The following is a 22,862-nucleotide window of genomic DNA, read 5'->3' as shown; positions in this document are numbered from 1 at the left end:
CATAAAAATAGTTAAAATTATCTGCTTGGTAGGATTTTTGTTTAAAGAAAACCGTACCAAGACCGTTTTTTCATGAAGTCGAATCAGATATTACTATTTATACATATCGTTATTGCCGTTTTGCTGTTATGCACCTTAGGGAATGCATGGATTCCGCCCAATCTTTTGGGCAATCTTAATCTTCTCTCGCTTGGTTTCCCCTATCTTATACTGGCACATGTACTTCTTACACTGGTATGGATCTTTAAAAAACAAAAAATAGCTATCGCTTTTGCATTAGGTACACTTATTTTCTATAATCCAATCAGACGATGGATCAACTTTTCTCCCAAAACAGAGAATGTGAAAACAATACGGGATATTAAAGTATTGACATTTAACGTAAAATATGGAGAATACGGTTGGGATAAAGTAAAAAATTATATCAAAGAACAGGATGCAGATATTATTCTTGTGCAGGAAAAAGATACCAACCGCGCCATAAAACGAGACCTTATAAAATATCCTTCTGTTATTCTGAAAACAAAACATAAAATTCTAAGACAGGCCGAGTTGATTGATGAAAAGGCACGTGGAAATTCATTCTACGCTGATATTGATATCAATGGAAAAGTCATCAGAATAGTGAATGTTTATCTTGAACCTTTCAGACTTCATAAATCTATGTTTACGAAACTTGACGGGCTAGGTTTTGGAAATGTTTCGGCATTACTTTCTCATATGACGCCTACATTTCTGGCCCACGAAGATCAGGTGAAAAGAATCAGAAAGATGGTAGATTTATCACCTTACCCGGTTATTTTAGCCGGAGATTTTAATTCTGTTCCCAATTCTTATGAATATTACAACCTGGGAAAAGATCTTCAGGATGCCTTTTTAGTGGCAGGAAAGGGAAGTGCAAGCAGTTTTCATGACTATAAAGTACCTTTGAGAATTGATTATATCTTCAGTTCAAAATCCATTATTCCTCTAAGCTATAAAGTAGACCAGTCTGTGAAATTATCGGATCACTATCCTGTAATTGCAGAATTTCTGCTAAATTAGCTCCATGAAAAATATACTGCCTGCAATTTTTATTTTCATAATTTTTCTCACTGCGTGTTCCAAGAAAGAATCTCCGGGATTCGCTGCTGAACAGGAAGTTAAAAGGAACTATGATACTGTTGCTGTTGATTCCTTTTCTACCGGTGCTGTTTCAGTAGATATTGCCCGAAAGATAAGAATGTCTTCCCCTCAATATCTGGACTCTGTAAAACAGGCTAAAAAGCTTCAGGAAGAAGAGAACAAGTTAAAGGCAGAACTTGAAAAAGAAAATAAGGCAAAACAGGAAGAGGAAAAGAAAAAGACTGAAGCAGAAAAGAAACAGAAACCTGCAGAAACATCGACCGCTCAAGAGACTAAAACTCAATAAAGCCAATATCATTAAAAATATATAATATGAAAAAACAAATCCTTACAGCAATAGTGATCTCAGTATTCACTGTAGCATGCACAAAATCAACAACGAAAACAGAACAAGTAGAAAATGCTGACGGATCAGTTACTACAACTACTACCACCGTTACTGAAACCCCAAACACTGTTGATACAGCAAAGATCAACAATGCGAAAGAAGATGTGAAGGCGAAGGTAGATGCAGCAGGAAATAAGATTGACGATGCTGCTCAAAAAGCTAAAGATAAAATTGATGCCACTGCAGACAAGACAAAACAGGATCTTAATAAAGCAGGGCAGGATATCAAAGCTGAAGCAAACAAAGTAGGAAAAGACGCAAAAGAAGCCGCCAAAACAGGAGCTTCAAAAGTGGAGGAAGCCGCTAAAAAAGTGAAAGAAGACTTAAGTAAATAAAATAGAAAGCCGTAATTCAACTGAATTACGGCTTTTTTATTTTTAGCTTTAAATAGAGTTTTTTAAACGCTAAGTTTTTTTATTAATAACAATCTTTATTTATTCATTTCCAGCAAAGGTTCAATATATTCTCTGTCGTTGCTCAATCTGGGCACTTTATTTTGCCCGCCAAGTTTTCCTTTAGCTTCCAGCCAGTGATAGAAAAGGTTGCTTTTAGCAATGTGTACGATAGGTCTTTTAAGGGTCATATTGTTGTATCTCTTTGCTTCATAATCAGAGTTGATAGTCTTTAAATGCTTGTCAAAAGCATCAATAAAGTTGTCCAGATTATCTGGATGCTGACTGAATTCAAAAATCCATTCATGGGCACCTCCTTCGTTTCCTTTCATAAAGACCGGAGCTCCTGTGAAATCTGTGATCTGTGCTCCCGTAGCTTCACAAGCCTTTGAAAGGGCAGATTCCACATTGGTGATCATCAGTTCCTCTCCAAAAGCATTGATGTAATGTTTTGTTCTTCCTGTTATTTTAATTCTGAATGGATTGGTTGATGTAAAGACAACAGTGTCTCCAATAAGATATCTCCACAGACCGCCGTTGGTTGTAATAACCATGGCATAATTTTTCCCCACTTCCACATCTTCCAGACTTACCACTTTCGGATTTGAAAAATGGAACTGATCCATGGGAATGAATTCGTAAAATATACCATAATCAAGCATCAGAAGCATCTCATCACTATCTGACCTGTCCTGTATCCCGAAGAAGCCTTCAGAAGCATTGTAAATTTCGTAGTAATTGATGTTTTTTCCGATGATCTGCTTGAATTGCTCCCTGTAGGGCTTGAAACTGATTCCACCGTGAAAAAACACCTCCAAATTCGGCCATAGCTCTGAAATATTTTCGATATTGGTTTCCTTTAATACTTTTTGAAGAAGAACCATCATCCAGCTTGGTACTCCAAGGATACTTCCTACATCTTCATTTTTTACCTCAGAGGTGATCGCCTTCAGTTTGCTTTCCCATTCTCCCATCAAAGATACTTTCTTGCTTGGGGTTGTAGTAATTTCTACCCAAAACGGAAGGTTGTCAATTAAAATAGCGGATAAATCCCCAAATTTTGTGTTGAAATCAGCATACAGTTCGGAACTTCCGCCTAAACGTAAATTTTTATAATTAAAAAGCTGATTTTCGGGATGGTTATTAGCATAAATGGAAACCATGTCCTTTCCGGCCTTCATGTGACAGTATTCAAGGCTTTCGGCAGAAATAGGGATAAATTTGCTCTTGGCATTGGTGGTTCCCGATGATTTGGCAAAATGTTTTATGAGCCCCGGCCAGCTTATATCTTTTTGTCCCTGTCTTGCTTTTTCAATATAAGGCTCCATTTCTTCGTATGTAACAATCGGGACCTTGTTTTTAAAATCCTGATAACTGGATATTGAATTGAATCCGTATAATTTACCATATTCCGTATCCTCTGCATGAAACAGTTGAGAAAAGAGTATACCTTTCTGGGTTTCAATGGGGTGGTCCATGAAATTCTGTATCTGATCTATCCGTTGGCGGATGAACCAGTTGACTACGGTATTGAAAAGTGCTTTGGTTGCCATTCCAACAAATATAATGATATTTGAATTTTCTGAAAATTTTTTACCTAATTAAATAAAAAAACCGTTACAAAATTTGTAACGGTTTGATATTTAGATTATTGTTTCTTAGCAATATTCGTCATAAGCAGCCTGAAGGTTTGCTGCGATAGCTCCTGCAGGGTTCCCTTCGATGTGGTGTCTTTCCAGCATGTGAACCAATTCACCATCTTTGAAAAGTGCTACACATGGAGAACTTGGAGGGAATGGAGCAAGGTGTTTTCTTGCCTCTACTACAGCCTCGGTATCAAATCCTGCAAATACAGTTGTTAAATGGTCAGGTTTTTTATCTCCAGTTAAAGAGTATACAACTCCTGGTCTTGCAGCACCTGCAGCACAACCACATACGGAGTTAATTACCAGTAATGTAGTTCCAGACTGCTTCAATGCATCTTCTACCTGGGCTGGAGTTGTCAAGTCCTGGAAACCTTTATCTGTAAGCTCTGCCTTCATAGGCATTACTAAATCTGTTGGGTACATATATTTTGTTTTTATCTGCACAAAGTTAAGCATTTCTTCGCTTTTGTTCAATATATAAAAACTATCAATCGATTAGTCATTTAAAATTAATCAAATATTAATATTGTAATAATATTCAAAAAAAAGTGAATTAAGACTAGGAATAATGGAAAATTATTGTTAATTTTGAAATGATTCTGAAAAACAAACGACCATGAAAAAAACATTTAAGGCTTTCCCTCAAGCAATCAACCACTTAAATACTCTATGAAATATGGTAGTATCTTAATTCTTTTTACAGTTAGAATCAAAACTGATTAACAAACTTTAATATCCAAAGAAAGTGAAGCCCGGAACTGAAAAGTTCCGGGCTTCTTTAATCAAATCGATATGCAAAGGTTGTATATCCTAATATAAATAGGTGATAGAAAAAATAAGTTGAGGGGTTATGGATTGGCCATCAACGGTTGGTTTCCAACTAAGACAGCAGTTTTTTAGTCATCTCAGAAATACTTTTTCCATCTGATTTTCCGGCTAATACTTTCGATGCGGCTCCCATTACCTTCCCTAAATCTTTGATAGATTCAGCTCCGGTTTCAGAAATAATATTTTTAATTTCTGTTTCAAGTTCTTCAGCAGAAAGCTGTTTAGGTAAAAACTTTTCAATTACTTTCATTTGAGCTTCTTCTACTTCTGCAAGATCCTGTCTCCCTTGAGCAGAAAACTGTTCGAAAGAATCTTTACGCTGCTTGATCATTCTCTGCAGAATAGCAATTTCCTGCTCTGCAGAAACTTCAGCACCTCTTGCTTCTGTTTGTAAAAGAAGAATCTGAGATTTTACGGCACGAAGAGAGTCCAGAGCTACTCTGTCTTTTTCTCTCATGGCTGTTTTTATAGCTTCGCTTATTATATTTTCTAAACTCATGTTATCAAATTTAACAATGTATCAATGTAACAGTTTACCAATAAAATTATAGTAATTGTTACATTGATACATCTCTACATTGTTATAATATTTAGTCTACGTCTTTATTTAAAAATCTGTTTTCTCTGATCTGCATAGAGCCGTTGTTGTCAGACAGGTACGTGTTGATGTTCTGATCTGAAGCATTGGTCCCATCGATCGAAATATTTTTTCTTTTGAAAGCAGGAATAGATTCAAATTCGCTAGTGCTGTCAAAGCTCTGGTAGCGGGAATTGAATTCTTTCAATTTATTTCTTCTTTCAATCACTCTGTCCTGGTCGATCGTTTTATTTACAAAAGTGAATTCTGATTCTTCCGTTTTCGGAGTTTCAATTTCTGTTTTGTTTTCAAAAGCAGTTCTTATTTCAGCTTTCGGTTCTTCTTGTTTCTGGTAGAAGGTTTCAATCTTCTGAGCAGGTTCAGCTACAGCAGCATTGCTAGGGTTGTTAAATTCTGCTTTTGGCTGTCCAAAATCGGTATTTGGCTCATTTCTGATAGGCTCGTTTACAAAGAAGCTGAATTCAACAGGTTTTTCTTCTGAAAAAGAGTTGTTGAAGGTACTTCCTGCCTGTGGCTCATCTTTTTTATTTTCGAAATCAAATGAGAAAGATTGGATTTCCAGGTCATTTGGATCTTCACTCTCTTCGTCAATAGTAAATAGGCTGTATTCCTGCTCACTTTCTTCTTCGTTTCTCCAGCCCTGTTCAGGAGTATTTACTATATCTTCTTCTTTATCAGAGAATTTTATTTCGGGTTTCACCTGTTCTTCTTCAATGATCATTTTTTTTTCAATAGATGTAACCTTGAACTGTGTGCCGTGGTCTTCATCATCTAATCTGAAATGATTGGCTCTGCTGGAATCGTAGGTTGCATCAGGTGCAGATTCTCTTTCTTCTCTTGTTTTGAAAGGAGAGTTTTTCGGAGCATCAAAGCTGTCGTTAAGACTGATTCTGATTTTCTCTGTAGGTCCTGCAAATTTCTTGTTGTCGTTAGAGAATCCAGTTGCAATAACAAGAACGCTTACGGCATCTCCTAATTCTTCATCAGCTCCCACCCCGAAGATAATATCTGCTGTGTTTCCAGCTTCTTTCTGAATATGGTCCATGATGATACCAATCTCATCCATGGTAACTTCTTCAGCACCACTTCTGATCAATAACAGAACGTTTTTGGCACCTGTAATCTTATTATCATTCAATAACGGAGAATCAAGGGCTTTTCTTACAGCTTCTTCAGCTTTATTTTCACCTGAAGCAGTTCCTGTAGACATCAATGCGGTACCTGAATTCTGAAGTACAGATTTAGCATCTCTAAAGTCAATATTTACATCAAAGTAACCTGTAATAACTTCTGCCATACCTTTGGCTGCATTGGCTAAAACTTCATCGGCTTTTGAGAATCCTTGCTTGAATCCAAGGTTTCCGAACTGCTGTCTTAGTTTATCATTGTTGATCACAATTAATGAATCAACATTATTTTTTAGTTTATCGAGACCGTTTTCAGCCTGATCTAGTCTTCTTTTACCTTCAAAACTGAAAGGAACGGTAACAATACCTACGGTAAGAATTCCCATGTCTTTTGCTACTTTTGCAATGACAGGAGCAGCTCCGGTACCGGTACCACCACCCATTCCGGCAGTGATAAACACCATTTTGGTGTTTTGTCCCATAGCAGCTTTAATATCTTCAATACTTTCGATTGCAGATTTCTCTCCAACCTCAGGGTCTGCACCAGCTCCAAGACCTTCTGTGATTGTGGTTCCTAATTGAACTTTATTAGCAACCGGGTTATTATCAAGAGTCTGAGCATCTGTATTACAAATCACGAAATCTACTCCGTGAATTCCTTTCTCGTACATGTGCTTCAGAGCGTTGTTTCCACCGCCCCCTACACCGATTACTTTTATGATGGATGAATTTCCTTTTGGCAAATCAAATGAAAATCCTTGTGTACCTATATTTTCCATAACTATACTTTTAATAATTGATAACTGATAGATGATAATTGATGAATGATATTCGTTTTAAGTTAATAAATATTAAGCTATTTCAGGTATCATTACTCATTATTCTTTTATCATTTATATTTATTCTACTTCTTCAAAGAATTTTTTTACTTTTTCCATAAGCGACTGGCCGAAGGTCAATTTCGCTTTTCTGTTCTCCTGTCTTTCATTTTCAAAAGACTGCTGCTCCTGAACGGGTGCTGCCTGCTGAACCGGTTGAGCCGTTTCTGACTGTGCTGAAGCGGTTTCCAGCTTTGGCTGCTCTGCAACAACTTCTATGATTTCGTCAGCATTCTGCTTTTTGTCTCTGATCTTTAAACTCTCCATCAGTAACCCGATAGACGTAGCAAATTCAGGGCCTTTCAGGTACTGATTTTTATCGTTGGCAATATATTCATTCGCAAAACCGATTCTGCTGTCAAAACCAGTGGTATAATTAGCCAACTGACGAAGATGTTTTAAGTTTGAACCACCACCCGTAAGAACGATTCCGGCAATAAGCTTTTTCTTTTGTTCAAAAGCACCATAGGCTTTCAGCTCTGTATTAACCATTTCCAAAACTTCTTCTACTCTTGCATTGATGATCTGTGCTAAAGTTTTTAAAGAAATTTCTTTGTCCGGTCTGCCATGAAGTCCGGGAATGGTTACAAAAGTACTGTCTTTTTCTAATTCGGGAACAGCCGAACCAAACTTTACTTTCAGTTGCTCTGCATGTTTCTCTATGATGGAACAACCTTCTTTGATATCTTCGGTAATAATTCCACCTCCGTATGGAATAACACAGGTATGACGGATGATATTATCTTTAAAGATAGCAATATCAGTTGTACCACCACCAATGTCAACAATCGCGACACCGGCTTCTTTTTCTTCTTTTGTAAGGACTGCTTCTGAAGATGCCAATGGCTCTAGAGTAAGCGCTTCCATTTCTAATCCGGCTTCACGGACGCATCTTGCAATATTTCTGATGCTGCCCATTTGCCCTACTACAACGTGGAAGTTTGCTTCTAAACGCTTTCCATGCATCCCGACGGGTTCCTGAATTTCCCCCTCGGAATCTACTTTATATTCTTGAGGAAGTACGTGGATAATTTCTTCTCCAGGAAGCATGACCAGCTTTTTCACCTGATCTTTTAGTGCTTCAATGTCATCATCTGTAATAAATTTATCAGGATGTTCACGCATAATATAATCAGAGTGCTGCAGAGAACGAATGTGTTTTCCTGCAATACCTACCGTAACTTTGCGGATAGGAACACCGGCACTGGATTGTGCTTCGGATACTGCAGCCTTGATTGAATTAATAGTCTGTGAAATATTATTCACAATACCTTTATGAACACCAAGACTTTTAGCTTTTCCTACACCGAGAACTTCTATTTTCCCGTGTGCATTCCTTCTTCCGACAATCGCGACTATCTTTGTTGTCCCGATGTCCAGACCTACTGAATACTCTTGATTTTCCATTTTTATATCGATTTGATTTTTTCTACTTTTTTCCTTTTTTTTCTCTAAGGATGATCTCCTATTTGTGTATTAAATGCCGTGAAAGGCCTATTCTATTTTTACTTTTGCTTTTGGCTTGGACAAGGCCTTAGCAGTTGATTTTTTCTCTGTTTTTTTTGTTTCTTTTGTATGTGCTTTCGTTTTTGTATTCTCTTTCGGCTTTGCCGGAGCGGAACTTACTTTTTTTACTTCTGCAGTCTTTGGCTTAGGCTCTGTCTTTTTCGTTGCTGCTGCAGGAGTAGGAGCCTTTGCCAGTTCTAGTTTTCCCGCTTTTAAAATGCTGTCATTTTCTTTAAAATAAGGGTTTAAAGTGGTAACAATCTGGTTCTGGTATTTTACAGAAACCATGCTGTACTTCTGTGGATCCTGATAGACAAGATATTTTTCCACGAAGGTTTTAAATCCTCTTACTTTAAAATCAATATTATCCAGATCTCCAATCTCTACCCGGTAATTCCCTTCACTTGTCAGAAGATTGTAGCTTTCTTTACTTTTTGAAATCCCAATAAAATATTTTTTACTAAAATCATCTTTATCTATCTTTCCTACCAGCTCTGCCAGTTTTTCATATTCATCCGGCTGTACATTTCCGGTTACCAGCATACATGGATGAGAATATGTTCTTGAAATTGGAAATTCAACCCCTTTTTCATCCACATAAAAGTCTTTTCCATCTTTATTGAGTCTGAAAACAGGAACTCTCTGCTTAATATCCAGATTCAGTTTTCCGTTCAGATTCAGGTAGACATTAGCACTGTCAACTGCCGGAAGAGAATTGATTCTTTTTTCTAAAGAAGGAATATTAAGATCACCTACTTTTCCTGAAGGGTTTTCTTTTTTTACAATCTCCCGGATGTCTTTTTCATCAACAAAATAAACCGGAGTTTTTTCACTCATTTTTACAGAAATCTTATTGTCTGTAATCTGTTGGTGGCTGAATCTCCTCAATGAGAAACTCAGTAACAATCCAAGGATGATTACAGTGACAGCAATTTTTAATATTCTGTATTTATTTTTCATACATTTTTTGTATTCATGTATTTATGTAAAGTGTATTCATGAATACGTAAATACTTTATTACTTTTTACAATTTATTTATCCATTCACAAATAGGATCGTACAGGGTGTCAATATTTCCTGCGCCTACTGTAAGAAGGATATCAAAATCTTTTTCTTTTATTTTTTCAAAAGCATCGGATAATGTCGATACCTCTTTTTTATCTAATGTTACTTTGTCCAGCAGCCAGCTTGAGGTAACTCCTTCAAAGTTCTCCTGAAGTTCTCTTGCAGGGTAAATATCAAGCAGAATAAGTTCATCTGCTTTGCTTAAACTTTCTGCAAACCCATCTGCGAAATCTCTTGTTCTGCTGAAAAGGTGAGGCTGGAAGACTACCACTAGTTTTTTATCAGGGTAAAATGTTCTGATTGAGCTCATTACAGCATTGATTTCTGTAGGGTGGTGGGCATAATCATCAATGTAAATTTTACCGTTTTGATAAATATGTTTGGTATATCTTCTTTTAATTCCTTTAAAGTTGGCAATTGCTTTTTTCAGCGTATCAAAATCTGCGCCTAAATTATGCAGAATGGCCAGTGCTACAGTAGCATTCTCCACATTGTGGATTCCCGGAATTTCCCAGATAAAATCCTTTATTGTTTCAGTAGGAGTATGGAAGTCAAAATAAATTTTATCATGATCCATTCGCAGGTTGTCTGAATAATAATCTGCAGGCTCATTAACAGCATAGGTTTGATGGCCTCTGCCAATTTCTACTCCTTTTCTTACAAATAGCTGTTGATCATTAGGAACCAAAGCGGCAAACTGTCTGAATCCTTCTTCAATATGGCTTTTGTCTCCATAAATGTCCAGGTGGTCTGCATCTGTAGAAGTTACTACTGCCCAATCCGGAGAAAGGTTCAGGAAGCTTCTGTCATATTCATCTGCCTCTACCACAGAATAAGTAGAACCGTTGTACAGGAAGTTGGATTTAAAGTTTTCAGAAATTCCTCCCAAAAAGCATGAGAAAGGTAGATCTGCTTCTTTGCATAAATGGGCTACAAGGGTAGACGTGGTAGTTTTTCCATGAGTCCCTGCAATAGCGATACAATTGGTGTTTTCCGTAATCAGTCCTAAAACTTTAGCTCTTTTTAAAACTTCAAACTGATTTTTACTGAAGTAATCTAATATTCCAAGCGTTTTGATGGCTGGTGTATAAATAACCAATGTATCCTCTTTCTGAAGAGATGAGATCCTTTCATCAATAAGGTCTTCAAAAACAATATCAATTCCTTCATTCATCAGGTTCTGAGTCAATTTTGTATTGGTTTTGTCATAACCCAATACTTTTTTTCCGGATGCATTGAAATAGCGTGCTAAAGCACTCATTCCGATACCTCCGATACCGACGAGGTAAAAAGTCTGATATGTTTGTAAAATGTTCATTTTTTTGTTTTGTATTGCTGTATTTATGTACAATGTATTCATGAGTATTCTTGTCATTAATACATTTTACAATGATACTTTTTACAGTTTATTAAATATTTCGTCTACAATCTCTTTTGCGGCGTTTGGCTTGGCAAAATATTTCAGATTGTCGGACATTTCTTTTCTTACACTTTCATTTTCGCAGATTTCTGATAATGTATCCCAGAATTTTTCCTGCATTTCAGAGTCCTTTACCATTCTTGCTGCATTTTTTTCAACCAGATTCATGGCATTTTTCGTTTGGTGGTCTTCCGCTGCAAAAGGGAAAGGAACCAAAAGCACTGGTTTTTGTGCTACAGCCAGCTCTGAAATAGCAATAGCACCGGCTCTGGAAACAATGATATCGGCTGCAGAGTAAGCCAGCTCCATATCTTTGATGAATTCAAGGATCTGAATGTTTCTGGTATCTGTATCTTTTGTTTCTGCTAAAATATCTTTATAATCAAGCTTTCCTGTCTGCCAGATCAGCTGATAATCTTTATCTACAATTTGTTTTAAATGAGATTTCCATGCATTATTCAATGTTCTGGAGCCTAAAGAGCCACCTACAGACAGAATCGTAAGTTTATCTTTATTCAATCCCATTTTTTCTTTTGCCTGGGCTGTATCCTGCATTCCTGAAACAATGTTCTCACGAATCGGATTCCCTAGAAATTTTATTTTCTCTGCCGGAAAACCTTCTACTTTTGGATAAGCTGTAAAAACGGCTTTGGCTTTCTTGCTTAAAATTTTATTGGTTACCCCTGCATGAGCATTCTGTTCCTGTATGAAAATCGGAATTCCCATTTTGCTTGCTTCATAAAGAGCGGGTCCGCTGGCAAATCCTCCAGTTCCTACTGCAAAATCGGGGGCGAAGTTTTTAATAATCCTTTTAGATTTTGATAAACTTTTCAGAATCTTGAAAGGCAGTCCCAGATTGGATAAGAGATTTCCTCTGTCAATTCCTGCAATGTCAATTCCCTCAATTTTATATCCTGCCTGTGGAACTTTTTCCATTTCCATTTTCCCGTTAGCACCAATGAACAAAAATTCTGCATCAGGAAATCTTTTTCTGATCTCATCAGCAATAGCGATGGCTGGGAAGATGTGTCCTCCGGTTCCTCCGCCAGATAATAATATTTTTAATTTTTTGTCCATTTTAAGCGATATCGTTTATTTCTGCTACACTTTGTTTTTTGCCCATTCCTTCTTCATCATAAATCTGAATCCTTGAGCTTATATTTAAAATAATACCTAATTGCAAGTAGGTTACCAGCATTGAGGTTCCTCCGTAACTTATCAGGGGCAGTGGCTGTCCTGTTACCGGGATCAGATTTACTGCAACGGCTATGTTTACCGAAAGCTGAATAAAAATCATTACCCCGAGACTGAGTACGAGCAGCGATCCGAAAAATGCCGGCATCTTACTGGCAATCATTACAATCCTTATCATCATGATCAGATATAAACTGATCAGAAAAGCTGCTCCTATTACTCCATATTCTTCTACAATAACCGCAAAAATAAAGTCGGAGGCAGATTGTGGAAGCATTTGTTTCAAAGCGCTTTTTCCTGGTCCCATTCCGGTAATTCCGCCATGTACGATGGCTGCTTTGGCCTGCATCACCTGATAGTTCTTTGCTTTTATACTTTCATCATCTACATCAGCTGATTTTGCTTTGCTTGAGGTAAATGTTTCTACACGGCTCATCCATGTATGTACACGGTTTCCGCCGATCATGTTAGTATTCAGAGCTATCAGTAAGAACAAGACAATGGCTACAAATGAGGCAGAAATAAATCCTGCAATGTATTTCCAGTGAAGCTGCCCTATGACAAGAACCACTACGGAAACCATTAAAATCATTAATGCCGTGGAACCGTTATCTTTTGCTACCAATACGAAAACAAGCAGGATAGGTCCAAAAATATACATGATATTCTCTATCGGAAGTCTTTCTCTTGTTATTTTTTTGGTTAAATATCTGCACAGATAGATGATTAGCATTAAAAAGGCAAATGATGAAGGCTGGAAGGAAATTGGTGTTCCCGGGATTTTCAGCCATCTGGAAGCACTGGCTCCATCAATGGTCTGTCCGGTAAACATGGTAACAATCAGCAAAACAATCATAAGGCCGAGCAGGATACTGCTGAGCTTTCCGATGTATTCATATTTTATGGTTCCTACCAGTCTCATAATTGCTAATCCCAAGACTACAAAGAACATGTGCTTGATAACGTGACCAGTTGTAGTCCCGTTATTAACAATGTATTCGAGATTTGAACTTGCAGAGTATACAGGGAAAATAGAGAAAATGGAGATCACAAGGATGACCATCCAAAGTACTTTATCACCCTTTAGAAATTCAAATCTGTTTTCTGTGTTCTGTTCGTCCATATTTTTTGTATTGATGTATGATGTACAAAGTAAAATGTACTTTTTACATCCGACATTTTACATTTTTACTTTAATACCTGCTCTTTAAACTGGCGTCCTCTGTCTTCATAGCTTTTGAACAAGTCAAAGCTTGCGCAGCATGGAGATAATAAGACGGTATCGCCTTTTTTAGCCAGTGATTTTGAAATTCTTACTGCCTCTTCCATACTTGAAGTATCATAAATGACCTCTTTTTTATCTTTAAAGAAATCTATGATCTTCTTATTATCTACTCCAAGGCAAACAATTGCCTTCACTTTTCTTTTGACTAAATCTTCAATTTCGGTATAGTCATTTCCTTTATCTAATCCACCAACAATCCACACGGTTGGTGTTTTCATACTTTCTAAAGCATAATAAGTGGCATTCACATTGGTTGCCTTACTGTCGTTGATGTATTTTACACTATCAATTTCAGTAACTAATTCCAATCTGTGTTCTACAGCCTGGAATGTCATCAATGAATGTCTGATGCTTTCATTATTGATTTTTAATATCTTACCTGCAATAGATGCTGCTAAACTATTTGCTACATTGTGATTTCCCAATAGAGACAATTCATCAACTTTCATTGAGAACTCGTCTTTCATTTTTACTACAATCTCATCTTCATTCACAAAACCTCCTTCGGGCAACTTCTCTTTTGTTGAGAATGGAATCATTTTAGCCTTTATTTCAAGCTTTTCAAGAAGATTTTTGCTCATTTCATCATCCTTGTTATAGATGAAAAAATTATCATTTTCCTGATTTTCAGTGATTCTGAATTTTGCCAAAGCATATTCTTCATAGTTGTAGTTGTACTGATCCAGATGATCCTGAGACAGATTCAACAGTAAAGAGATATAAGGTCTGAAATTCTGAATATCATCCAGCTGGAAAGAGCTTACCTCCAGTACGTAATATTCATGGTTTTCATCTGCAACCTGCTTAGCAAAACTGTATCCGATATTTCCTCCCAAACCTACATTCAATCCGTCATTTTTCAGGATATAATAGATCAGGGAAGTAGTGGTTGTTTTTCCGTTGCTTCCGGTTATGGCAATGATCTTTGCATCTGTAAATTCAGAAGCAAATTCAATTTCAGAGGAAAGTCTGATTCCTTTTTCATGAATTTTATTGATGATGTCCGCCTTTTTCGGAATTCCCGGGCTTTTTACGATCCAGTCAGCATTTAAAATCCTTTCTTCATCGTGGTTTCCTTCTTCAAATTCAATTTCATTATCGGTAAGAAACTGCTTATAGTTATCCTTAATGGCTCCTTTATCTGAAAGAAATACTTCCAGACCTTTCTTTTTAGCCAAATAAGCAGCTCCGCATCCGCTTTCTCCACCTCCTAAAACAACTATTTTCATATTATAAAAGCTTTATGCTATAGGCTTTAAGCGTATTGCTTATTGCTTACAGCTTTTAATTTTTATCTCATTTTTAATGTGATCAGACATACAATCGCCAATATTACCCCGATGATAATCATTCTGTTCACGATTTTACTTTCATGGAACCCTTCTTTCTGATAATGGTGGTGTAATGGTGACATTTTGAATAGTCTATTGTTTTGGGCATATTCCAACCCGTATTTTCTTTTTCTGTATTTGAAAACAACTACCTGAAGCATTACAGAGAGGTTTTCAATTAAGAAGATTCCACATAATACAGGAATCAATAATTCTTTTCTTAAAATAATGGCTAAAACGGCAATTACTCCTCCCAGCATTAAACTTCCGGTATCTCCCATGAAAACCTGTGCAGGATAGGTGTTATACCAGAAGAATCCGATCACCGCACCTACCATTGCTACGGCAAAAATGGTGGTTTCACCCATATTGGGAAGGAACATGATATTGAGATAATCTGCAAAGATGATGTTCCCGGAAAGGTAAGCAAAGAGAGCCAGCGATAGTAGTATAATGGCACTTGTCCCTGCTGCCAAACCATCAATTCCATCTGTAATATTGGCGCCGTTTGAAACAGCTGTTACAATGAAGATGACAATAGGAATAAAGACAATCCATGCCCACTCATGGGCATCTTTATCATTCATCCAAAACAAAATTCCACTATAATCGAACTCATTGTTTTTTGCAAAAGGAACGGTAGAAACAGTAATTTTTTCCGTAGGCATGAAGTTTTGCTCTACATTGTTTCTGTTTACCACCTTAGCATCAGCATATTTTCTTTTAACGGTAATGTCCGGGTGGAAATACATTGTAATTCCGACAATTAACCCTAAACCAACCTGGCCTACAATTTTGAATTTACCACTTAAACCGTCTTTGTTTTTTTTGATTTTCTTTAAATAATCATCCAGGAAACCAATAGCGCCCATCCAGAACATTGAAACCAGCAACAGAACAATATACACATTGGTAATTCTTGTAAACAGCAATACCGGAATAATGGTTGCCAAAATGATAATAAGTCCTCCCATAGTAGGAGTTCCTTCTTTTTGTTTTTGACCATCCAATCCTAGATCACGCACCAATTCTCCCATTTGTTTTGTTCTCAGGTAATTGATTACTCTTTTTCCGTAGACAAGAGCAATAATCAGAGAGAATAGTACAGCCATTCCGGCACGGAAGGAAATGTATTTCAACAATCCTAATCCCGGAACATGAATTCCATGGTTGGTTAGATATTCGTATAGATAGTATAGCATGTTTCTGTTTTTTATTATTTAAAAATTTAATTTATTTAAAGATTTAAAGATTGGGTTTCTCAATATTTTCACTTAAATATTTGATGAAGTTTGAAATGTTTGAAGAAATTTCCTTGGAAAGAATTATAATTTCTTCAGCTTTATTTTCGTCACCTAATTTTAATCTTTTACTTACAATCAGCATGCTTCTTACTTCAGCGGAGCTGCCTTTTGCAATTTTTAAATATCTTATAAATTGTCTGTTATTATTATACTCTGAGCCTTCCGCAATATTGTTGCTAATTGAAAAGCTCGCTCTTTTTATTTGGTTATTAAATTCAAATTCTTTTTCAAAACTTTGACTTCGAAGAAATTGATAAACTTTTTCAATCAGATCTAAACTTTTGATGTATACAGGAAAATTTTCAAAATTCTTTGTCATTATCAAATTTTTAAATCTTTCAATGAATTCAATCTTTCAATCTATTTGGACATTAATTTCCAAAGCTCATTAATTACTTCTTTGTCATCAAAATGATGTTTCACACCATTGATCTCCTGATAAGTTTCGTGGCCTTTTCCGGCAACCAAAACAATATCTTTAGGTTCTGCAAATTTTATCGCCATCTTTATGGCTTCTCGTCTGTCCGGAATTGAAGTGTACTTGCTGAAGTTTTGAGGTTCAACACCTGCTTCAATTTCTTTGATGATCTGCGCGGGATCTTCTGTTCTCGGATTATCTGAAGTGATGATTGCCAGTGTTGATTTTTTAGAGGCAATATTTCCCATTTCAGGTCTTTTGGAGTGATCTCTGTCTCCTCCGCAGCCAAATACGGTGATTAATCTTTCGTTTTTGGTTCTGATATCATTGATGCTGTCCAGAATGTTTTCCAATGCATCCGGAGTGTGTGCATAATCTACAATAAAGAAAATTCCGCCATCGGATTTGAAGGTTTCAAATCTTCCGGAAACTCTTTTTAGTTTGCTGACCGCCTGAAGAATTTCATCCTGCTCAAAACCAAGTTCAGCAGCAATTCCGAATACAAGCAATAAGTTGTATACATTGAATTTCCCGGTCAGTGTCGTCCAGAATTCTTTTCCGTTGAAGTTCAACAGCATTCCATTGAAATCTACTTCCAATAATTTTCCGTGATAGTCTGCCATGGTTTTCAAAGCATAAGACTTCTTTGCGGCCTTAGTATTCTGAAGCATAACATTCCCGTTTTTGTCATCTACATTAGTGATGGCAATGGCTGTATCTTCTAATTGGTCGAAGAATCTTTTCTTCGTTTTTAAATATTCTTCAAACGTTTTATGATAATCTAAATGATCGTGAGTAAGGTTGGTGAAGCCCGCTATTTTGAAGTGTAATCCTTCAATTCTGTTTTGGGCAATTCCGTGTGAGCTTACTTCCATGAAGGCAAATTCACATCCTTTTTCTACCGCTTCCGCTAAAATTCTGTTGATGGTAATTACATCAGGAGTGGTATGGGTAGCTGGAATAATTTCTTCCCCTATTCTGATCTCAACAGTGGAAAGCAAAGCAGATTCATATCCCAGGTTTTTGAAAACATCAAAAAGAAGGGTAGAAACAGATGTTTTTCCATTAGTTCCGGTAACTCCTATCAGTTTCAATTTCTGAGAAGGATTTCCGTAGAAATTGGAAGCAAGGTGACCTAAGGCTTTAGATGAATCTTTTACCTGAACATAGGTTACATTTTCCATCAATGTTTCGGGAAATTCTTCGCAAACGATTGCGGCAGCTCCTTTTTCAATAGCAGATGCAATGAATGAATGACCATCCACTACGGTTCCCCTCATAGCAATGTAAAGAGAGTTTTCTGTAACCTTTCTGCTGTCGATCACCAATTCAGTAACCTCACGGTTGTTATCACCGTGGATTTCCAGTACTGGGATTCTGTTTACTAATTCTGTTATAATCATCTTTATCAATAAGGCTTTGCCCTATTTTGTTTTAAATGGTCCTTGCGGGACTTTGTTTTTAATTTTGCAGAGACAAATAAATTCTCTGGTTCTTACTAATCGCTGTACCTTCCAGAGGGAATTGTTCTTTAATTCTTCCTACTCCTTTATAGTCGACACGGTATCCTAAGTTTTCCAATTGCGGGATTACGTTTTTACCGATTAATCCTACCACATTTGGCATTTGTTTATCATTTACTGCTACTTTTACATTTGGTTCAACCATTTTGCTCAGGTTTACCTTTTTGTCTACAAGCATTTCTTTTTCAATATTCTGAGGAGTTTTCAGGAATGTTTTTCCTGCTATTTCCTTGAATACCGGTGCTGAAACGGGTCCTCCATAAAATCCTATTGATGTATTGGGTTCACTTATCATTACATAGCAGGTGTATTTTGGTGCGTCTGCCGGATAAAATCCAGCAAATGATGCTCTGTATTTCATAGGGCCAGGCAGCCAGTATTCAAATCTTGCGGTTCCTGTTTTTCCTGCCATTTTAAGGTTAGGAGTAAAAATGCTTCGTCCTGTTCCTTTTTCTACCGCTTTTGTTAAAGCACTGGTCATCATTTTAATCGCTTTCTCAGAAGCCATCTTGTTGACCATTACTTCAGGTTTGGCGCTGTACATCACTTTTCCATCTTTCATGATTTTATCGATGAATAATGGCTTAAGCATTTTACCTCCGTTAGCAACTCCGTTGTAGAATGTTGTTAATTGTAAAAGGTTAACATTGGAAGAGTATCCGTAAGAAATAGAAGCCAGCGTTGCAGCATTCCATCTTTTATTTTGTGGAGTTACGATCTTTGGTTTTGTGATTCCTGGAAGTTCGATATCCATTTTGTCGAACAGTTTCCAGCGCTTCAGGTGATCAAGAAATATCTGGGGCTTTTCTGCATAATATTTTGTGATCAGTTTTGCAGTTCCCACATTACTGGATTTAGCTAAAACATCACTGATATCGTAGGTTCCTCCGCCGTGTCCGTCTGAAATTCTTTGTTTTGCATAAGTCCAGACGCCATTTCCGACGTTTACGGTTGTATTTTCATCAATGAAACCGTCATCCATTGCTGCTAAAAGAGAAATGGTTTTAAAAGTTGATCCCGGCTCAATATTATCTTTCAGAGCATAGTTGTAAGAGTCTTCGTAATCTCCTGAATCTGTTCTTCTTAAGTTGACAAGAGCACGTACCTTTCCGGTTTCAACCTCCATGACAATTACGGTACCATGTTTTGCTTCAAAATGGATCAGCTGCTTCTCCAGTGCGGAGTGTGCAATATCTTGAATTCTAAGATCTAAGGTTGTATATACATCTTCTCCATCTACCGGTTCCTGAACTTTCCAGAAGTCAATAGGCTTCCATTGAGATGAATTGATTCTTTGTTCAAGTCTTTTTCCATCTGTTCCTGTTAAATATTTAGAGAAAGCACCTTCAAGCCCCGATCTAAGCTCTCCGTTATCCATACCGATGGTACCTGCGCCGATTTCTGAAGTGGCTAATTCTCTTTTATAGTTTCTGTCAACGATAAATCCTCCTTTATTTTTACCTTTTTTGAAGATAGGGAACTTTCGGATTCTGTCATATTGATCGAAATCCAGTCCTTTTGCCAAAGTATAGTACTGGTTTTTCTTTTTCTTCTGTTCATCAAACTTCTGTCTGAATTCCCCTCGGGATTTTCCAAACATTTTGCTCAGAGAATCCGTAAGCGCTCCGATGTTATTGGAGTACACTGTATCCTTCATTGTTTTGAAATCAAGATAGATGTCATACCGCATTACTGTGGTTGCGAGAATAGAGCCATCAGACGCAAAAAGATTACCGCGGGCAGCCTTTAAAGTAGCTTCACGATAGTTTTTATTAATGTAATCGTCTTTAATTTCCTGAACATTGGTATTCTGAAGAATAACAATTCTTGCCAAGAACATTACAAACACGCACAAAGCTACCACTGCAAAGAGGTAGCCCCATCGTAACGTTTTCTTACGTTTATTATCGTATTCATTTTGCTTTTGCATCTGTACTGTCCAGTTTTATTAGCAATTTGTGAGGATGGTTTTCCAGGGTCATCAATGAATCCCGGGCAACCTCTTTCCCCAGCTCTGATTCCATTTTTACTTTGATCAGCTTACTCTGGGCGTAAGCGTTTCTTGATTTGTATTCTTCTGTTTCCTCTTTTAAGGCGTTTACAATTTTAATTTTTTTATTGACGAGATGGTTGGTATAAATCATGGCCATCATCAGTATAAACAACAGGAGAAAATACTTGTAATGTATTTTGATCTCATCACGGTTCAGAAAGTTTCCTTTTATAATATCTATAAAAGTGAGTCTTTTCTGGGGGCGATTTGTTGTTCTTTTTGCCACTTTATAATGTCAGTTTGTTTCGCAGTGAATTCAATTTGTTCGTCGTGGTGAATATTATGATATTAAAAATTGACCATTGACGATACATTATTCATTTTATACCTTTATTCCTGTTCTCATTTTGGCACTTCTTGCTCTTGAATTTTCTTCGATCTCCTGATCATCAGGAATGATCGCTTTACTCTTTATCAATTCAAATGCCTTTTTATAATTTCCGTAGATATCTCTTGCCGGTTCTCCTTCGAACATTCCATTTTTCAGGAATCTTTTTACCAAACGGTCCTCTAAAGAGTGGTAAGAAATAACAACCAGTCTTCCTTCCGGCTTCAACACATTGTAAGCCTGTACCAGCATTTCTTTTAATACTTCAAGTTCCTGGTTCACTTCAATTCTTATTGCCTGAAAAAGCTGGGCATAAAATTTATTAACCTTATGAGGCGGAATGTAGCTGAAAAGCTTTTTCAAATCCTCAGTGGTATCTATGCTTTTTGTTTTTCTGTGATGAACAATTTCTCTCGCCAGCTTTCTTGCCTCTCTTAATTCTCCATAGTGATAGAAAAGGTCTGCAAGTTCACTTTCTTCATATTCATTGATCACTCTTTTGGCATCAAGGTTCTGCATTACGTTCATCCTCATGTCCAAAGGAGCATTGCTTCTTGTAGAGAAGCCTCTGTCTGCTTCATCAAACTGGTGTGAAGAAACTCCCAGGTCGGCCAAAACACCATCTACCTGAGGAACTCCGTACATTAGCAATGAGTTTTCCAGAAATCTGAAATTCTGATTAACTAATGTAAATCTAGGATCATCAATTGTATTTTTAAGTGCATCCAGATCCTGGTCAAAACTGAACAATCTCCCTTTATCAGAAAGTCTGCTCAAAATCTCCCTGGAGTGGCCTCCGCCTCCAAAGGTGCAGTCCACATATATTCCGTCAGGATTCGTCACCAAATCATCAACACTCTGCTTCAACAAAACGGGGTTATGATACATGCTTAATTGTGTTTTTTATTTAATAATATTCAATTAATAACCTACAGTTATTCTTCCTCGAAAGAGCCCATCACATCTTCGGCAAGGCTTGCAAAATCAGTTTCGTTGGTTGAGATTACCTTTTCGTAGGCTTCTTTATCCCAAATTTCGAAGAGCTCTCCCGCGCTGGTAATCACAATATCTTTCTGAAGATTTGCAAAATTCGTCAGGTCTTTGGAGATCTGTAACCTTCCTGCATTATCCAATTCTACTGTCTTTACTCCTGCCGTAAACATTCGTATGAAATCAGCATTCTTTTTTATGAATCTGTTCAGTTTATTAATTTTGCCCATCAGTTTGTCCCATGCATTCATAGGATAAACTTCCAGGCAGGGTTGGAACACAGATCTCTTGACTACAAACGCCTTATCGTCGAAGTTTTCCATCTGTTTAATTAAAGATGAAGGAACTTTTAAGCGGCCTTTATCGTCAATTTTACACTCATATGTCCCAATGAAATTTTTCATTTGGGACAAATTTATATAATAATTTCCAAAATTTCCCACTTTTTCCCACTTTTTGACTCAATGTTAATAAGTTTTATTAGAGATTGAATTTCAATAATGTAAAATACTGATATGAAGACAGTTGCAAAAAGTGTTATTTAGGCCATAGTAAGGCGCTTTTGAAAAAAAAAGTTAAAAAGGAGAATATTATATTATTTTTATCTTAAATTAGGATAATCAAAATTTTTTTGAGGTTTAATTTGTATTTTTGCAAGGCTTTATTAAGGCGTTTTATGATATTTAGTACAAAAAAAGAAAAGAAATATTCCTATGTAGAAGCGGGAGAAGGACATCCATTAGTGCTGTTGCACGGGTTAATGGGTGGTTTGAGTAATTTCGATAAAATGGTAGATTTTTTTTCGGAAAGAGGCTTCAAAGTATATGTCCCTCAGCTGCCGATCTATGATCTGCCGGTACTCAATACGAATCTTACCACTATCGCAAAATATATTATCAAGTTTATAGAAAGTCATATTTCAGGCCCGGTTACCATTATGGGAAACTCAATGGGAGGACATGTGGGGCTTATCTTGACTTTAGCAAGACCTGATTTGGTAAAAAATCTTGTGCTTACAGGAAGTTCCGGATTATATGAAAGAACTTTTGGGGACAGTTTTCCAAGGAAAAATGACCGATCTTATATCAGAAAGAAAACGGAAGAAGTTTTCTATGATCCAAAGATTGCGACAGAGGATCTTGTAGATGAAGTTTTCGGGGTGGTAAATGACAGAATGAAGGGAATAAAAACCGTAATGCTGGCAAGAAGTGCCATCAAACACAATATGCTGAACGACCTTCCGAAGATTGTAACACCTACGTGTCTGATCTGGGGAAAACAGGATAATGTAACTCCTCCGGAAGTGGCAGAGGACATGCACAAATTTATTCCTAATTCGGATTTATTCTGGATAGATCATTGCGGCCATGCAGCCATGATGGAAAAACCGGATGAATTCAATGAAATCCTGTATAACTGGATAAAAGATAAAGTTTAATAAATAACATCATAAAATGACCAT

21 protein-coding genes are annotated in these 22,862 nt (G+C 36.9%); 4 read left to right on the top strand and 17 right to left on the bottom strand.

Annotated elements, in window-relative coordinates; genetic code table 11:
- Positions 1-72: 72 nt before the first annotated feature.
- Genes KIK00_RS15020 through KIK00_RS15010 form a run of 3 tightly spaced genes read left to right on the top strand, consistent with a single transcriptional unit; the run spans position 73 to position 1,848 of the window.
- On the top strand, positions 73-1,044 hold the full coding sequence (locus KIK00_RS15020) for an endonuclease/exonuclease/phosphatase family protein (RefSeq protein WP_255813180.1): 972 nt from the start codon (positions 73-75) through the stop codon (positions 1,042-1,044).
- Between the two features lie 4 nt (positions 1,045-1,048).
- A complete protein-coding gene (locus tag KIK00_RS15015; protein ID WP_255813179.1) occupies positions 1,049-1,411 on the top strand; it encodes a hypothetical protein in 363 nt (120 codons plus the stop codon).
- A gap of 26 nt (positions 1,412-1,437) precedes the next feature.
- A complete protein-coding gene (locus tag KIK00_RS15010) occupies positions 1,438-1,848 on the top strand; it encodes a hypothetical protein (protein ID WP_255813178.1) in 411 nt (136 codons plus the stop codon).
- A 95-nt stretch (positions 1,849-1,943) separates the two neighbouring features.
- On the opposite strand, the gene KIK00_RS15005 is transcribed toward KIK00_RS15010, so the two are convergent.
- The 17 genes from KIK00_RS15005 to mraZ all read right to left on the bottom strand — a co-directional run bounded on the left by KIK00_RS15005 (position 1,944) and on the right by mraZ (position 21,804).
- The gene (locus KIK00_RS15005; protein WP_255813177.1) at positions 1,944-3,458 is read right to left on the bottom strand and encodes a GH3 auxin-responsive promoter family protein; all 1,515 of its coding nucleotides are present in this window, start codon (positions 3,456-3,458) and stop codon (positions 1,944-1,946) included.
- Between the two features lie 105 nt (positions 3,459-3,563).
- Positions 3,564-3,974: a BrxA/BrxB family bacilliredoxin gene (locus KIK00_RS15000; RefSeq protein WP_027372869.1), complete on the bottom strand. Its 411-nt coding sequence runs from the start codon at positions 3,972-3,974 to the stop codon at positions 3,564-3,566.
- Positions 3,975-4,431: 457 nt separating this feature from the next.
- Positions 4,432-4,878, bottom strand: coding sequence for a GatB/YqeY domain-containing protein (locus KIK00_RS14995; protein ID WP_255813176.1), 447 nt, complete (start codon positions 4,876-4,878; stop codon positions 4,432-4,434).
- Positions 4,879-4,969: 91 nt separating this feature from the next.
- Complete coding sequence (gene ftsZ / locus KIK00_RS14990; RefSeq protein WP_255813175.1) at positions 4,970-6,883, bottom strand: cell division protein FtsZ; 1,914 nt, start codon at positions 6,881-6,883, stop codon at positions 4,970-4,972.
- A 120-nt stretch (positions 6,884-7,003) separates the two neighbouring features.
- Positions 7,004-8,389 (bottom strand): cell division protein FtsA, encoded by a 1,386-nt coding sequence (gene ftsA / locus KIK00_RS14985; RefSeq protein WP_255813174.1) that lies wholly within the window; start codon positions 8,387-8,389, stop codon positions 7,004-7,006.
- A gap of 87 nt (positions 8,390-8,476) precedes the next feature.
- Positions 8,477-9,448: a cell division protein FtsQ/DivIB gene (locus tag KIK00_RS14980; RefSeq protein WP_255813173.1), complete on the bottom strand. Its 972-nt coding sequence runs from the start codon at positions 9,446-9,448 to the stop codon at positions 8,477-8,479.
- A gap of 65 nt (positions 9,449-9,513) precedes the next feature.
- Positions 9,514-10,872 carry a UDP-N-acetylmuramate--L-alanine ligase gene (murC, locus tag KIK00_RS14975; protein WP_255813172.1) on the bottom strand — a complete coding sequence of 453 codons (1,359 nt, stop codon included), beginning with the start codon at positions 10,870-10,872 and terminating at the stop codon, positions 9,514-9,516.
- An 81-nt stretch (positions 10,873-10,953) separates the two neighbouring features.
- Positions 10,954-12,051: an undecaprenyldiphospho-muramoylpentapeptide beta-N-acetylglucosaminyltransferase gene (murG, locus tag KIK00_RS14970; RefSeq protein WP_255813171.1), complete on the bottom strand. Its 1,098-nt coding sequence runs from the start codon at positions 12,049-12,051 to the stop codon at positions 10,954-10,956.
- A 1-nt stretch (position 12,052) separates the two neighbouring features.
- Positions 12,053-13,291: an FtsW/RodA/SpoVE family cell cycle protein gene (locus tag KIK00_RS14965; RefSeq protein ID WP_255813170.1), complete on the bottom strand. Its 1,239-nt coding sequence runs from the start codon at positions 13,289-13,291 to the stop codon at positions 12,053-12,055.
- Positions 13,292-13,356: 65 nt separating this feature from the next.
- A complete protein-coding gene (gene murD / locus KIK00_RS14960; protein ID WP_255813169.1) occupies positions 13,357-14,682 on the bottom strand; it encodes a UDP-N-acetylmuramoyl-L-alanine--D-glutamate ligase in 1,326 nt (441 codons plus the stop codon).
- Positions 14,683-14,744: 62 nt separating this feature from the next.
- Positions 14,745-15,986 carry a phospho-N-acetylmuramoyl-pentapeptide-transferase gene (gene mraY / locus KIK00_RS14955; RefSeq protein WP_047377995.1) on the bottom strand — a complete coding sequence of 414 codons (1,242 nt, stop codon included), beginning with the start codon at positions 15,984-15,986 and terminating at the stop codon, positions 14,745-14,747.
- A 43-nt stretch (positions 15,987-16,029) separates the two neighbouring features.
- Positions 16,030-16,407: a four helix bundle protein gene (locus tag KIK00_RS14950; protein WP_255813168.1), complete on the bottom strand. Its 378-nt coding sequence runs from the start codon at positions 16,405-16,407 to the stop codon at positions 16,030-16,032.
- 41 nt (positions 16,408-16,448) lie between these two features.
- Positions 16,449-17,909, bottom strand: coding sequence for a UDP-N-acetylmuramoyl-L-alanyl-D-glutamate--2,6-diaminopimelate ligase (locus KIK00_RS14945; RefSeq protein ID WP_255813167.1), 1,461 nt, complete (start codon positions 17,907-17,909; stop codon positions 16,449-16,451).
- 58 nt (positions 17,910-17,967) lie between these two features.
- Positions 17,968-19,959, bottom strand: coding sequence for a penicillin-binding transpeptidase domain-containing protein (locus KIK00_RS14940; protein WP_255813166.1), 1,992 nt, complete (start codon positions 19,957-19,959; stop codon positions 17,968-17,970).
- Positions 19,943-20,308, bottom strand: coding sequence for an FtsL-like putative cell division protein (locus tag KIK00_RS14935; RefSeq protein WP_047377999.1), 366 nt, complete (start codon positions 20,306-20,308; stop codon positions 19,943-19,945). Before KIK00_RS14935 ends, KIK00_RS14940 begins: the two co-directional genes overlap by 17 nt.
- 96 nt (positions 20,309-20,404) lie before the next feature.
- The gene (gene rsmH / locus KIK00_RS14930) at positions 20,405-21,298 is read right to left on the bottom strand and encodes a 16S rRNA (cytosine(1402)-N(4))-methyltransferase RsmH (RefSeq protein WP_047378000.1); all 894 of its coding nucleotides are present in this window, start codon (positions 21,296-21,298) and stop codon (positions 20,405-20,407) included.
- Positions 21,299-21,345: 47 nt separating this feature from the next.
- Positions 21,346-21,804: a division/cell wall cluster transcriptional repressor MraZ gene (gene mraZ, locus KIK00_RS14925; protein ID WP_255813165.1), complete on the bottom strand. Its 459-nt coding sequence runs from the start codon at positions 21,802-21,804 to the stop codon at positions 21,346-21,348.
- A 272-nt stretch (positions 21,805-22,076) separates the two neighbouring features.
- Between mraZ and KIK00_RS14920 the strand changes: the two genes are divergently transcribed.
- Positions 22,077-22,838: an alpha/beta fold hydrolase gene (locus KIK00_RS14920; protein ID WP_047378002.1), complete on the top strand. Its 762-nt coding sequence runs from the start codon at positions 22,077-22,079 to the stop codon at positions 22,836-22,838.
- Positions 22,839-22,862: the final 24 nt, after the last annotated feature.

The sequence above is a fragment of the Chryseobacterium sp. MA9 genome (assembly GCF_024399315.1).
Taxonomy (GTDB): Bacteria; Bacteroidota; Bacteroidia; order Flavobacteriales; family Weeksellaceae; genus Chryseobacterium.
Note: the sequence above shows the minus strand (reverse complement) of the source record. Positions and strands in the feature narration are given on the sequence as shown.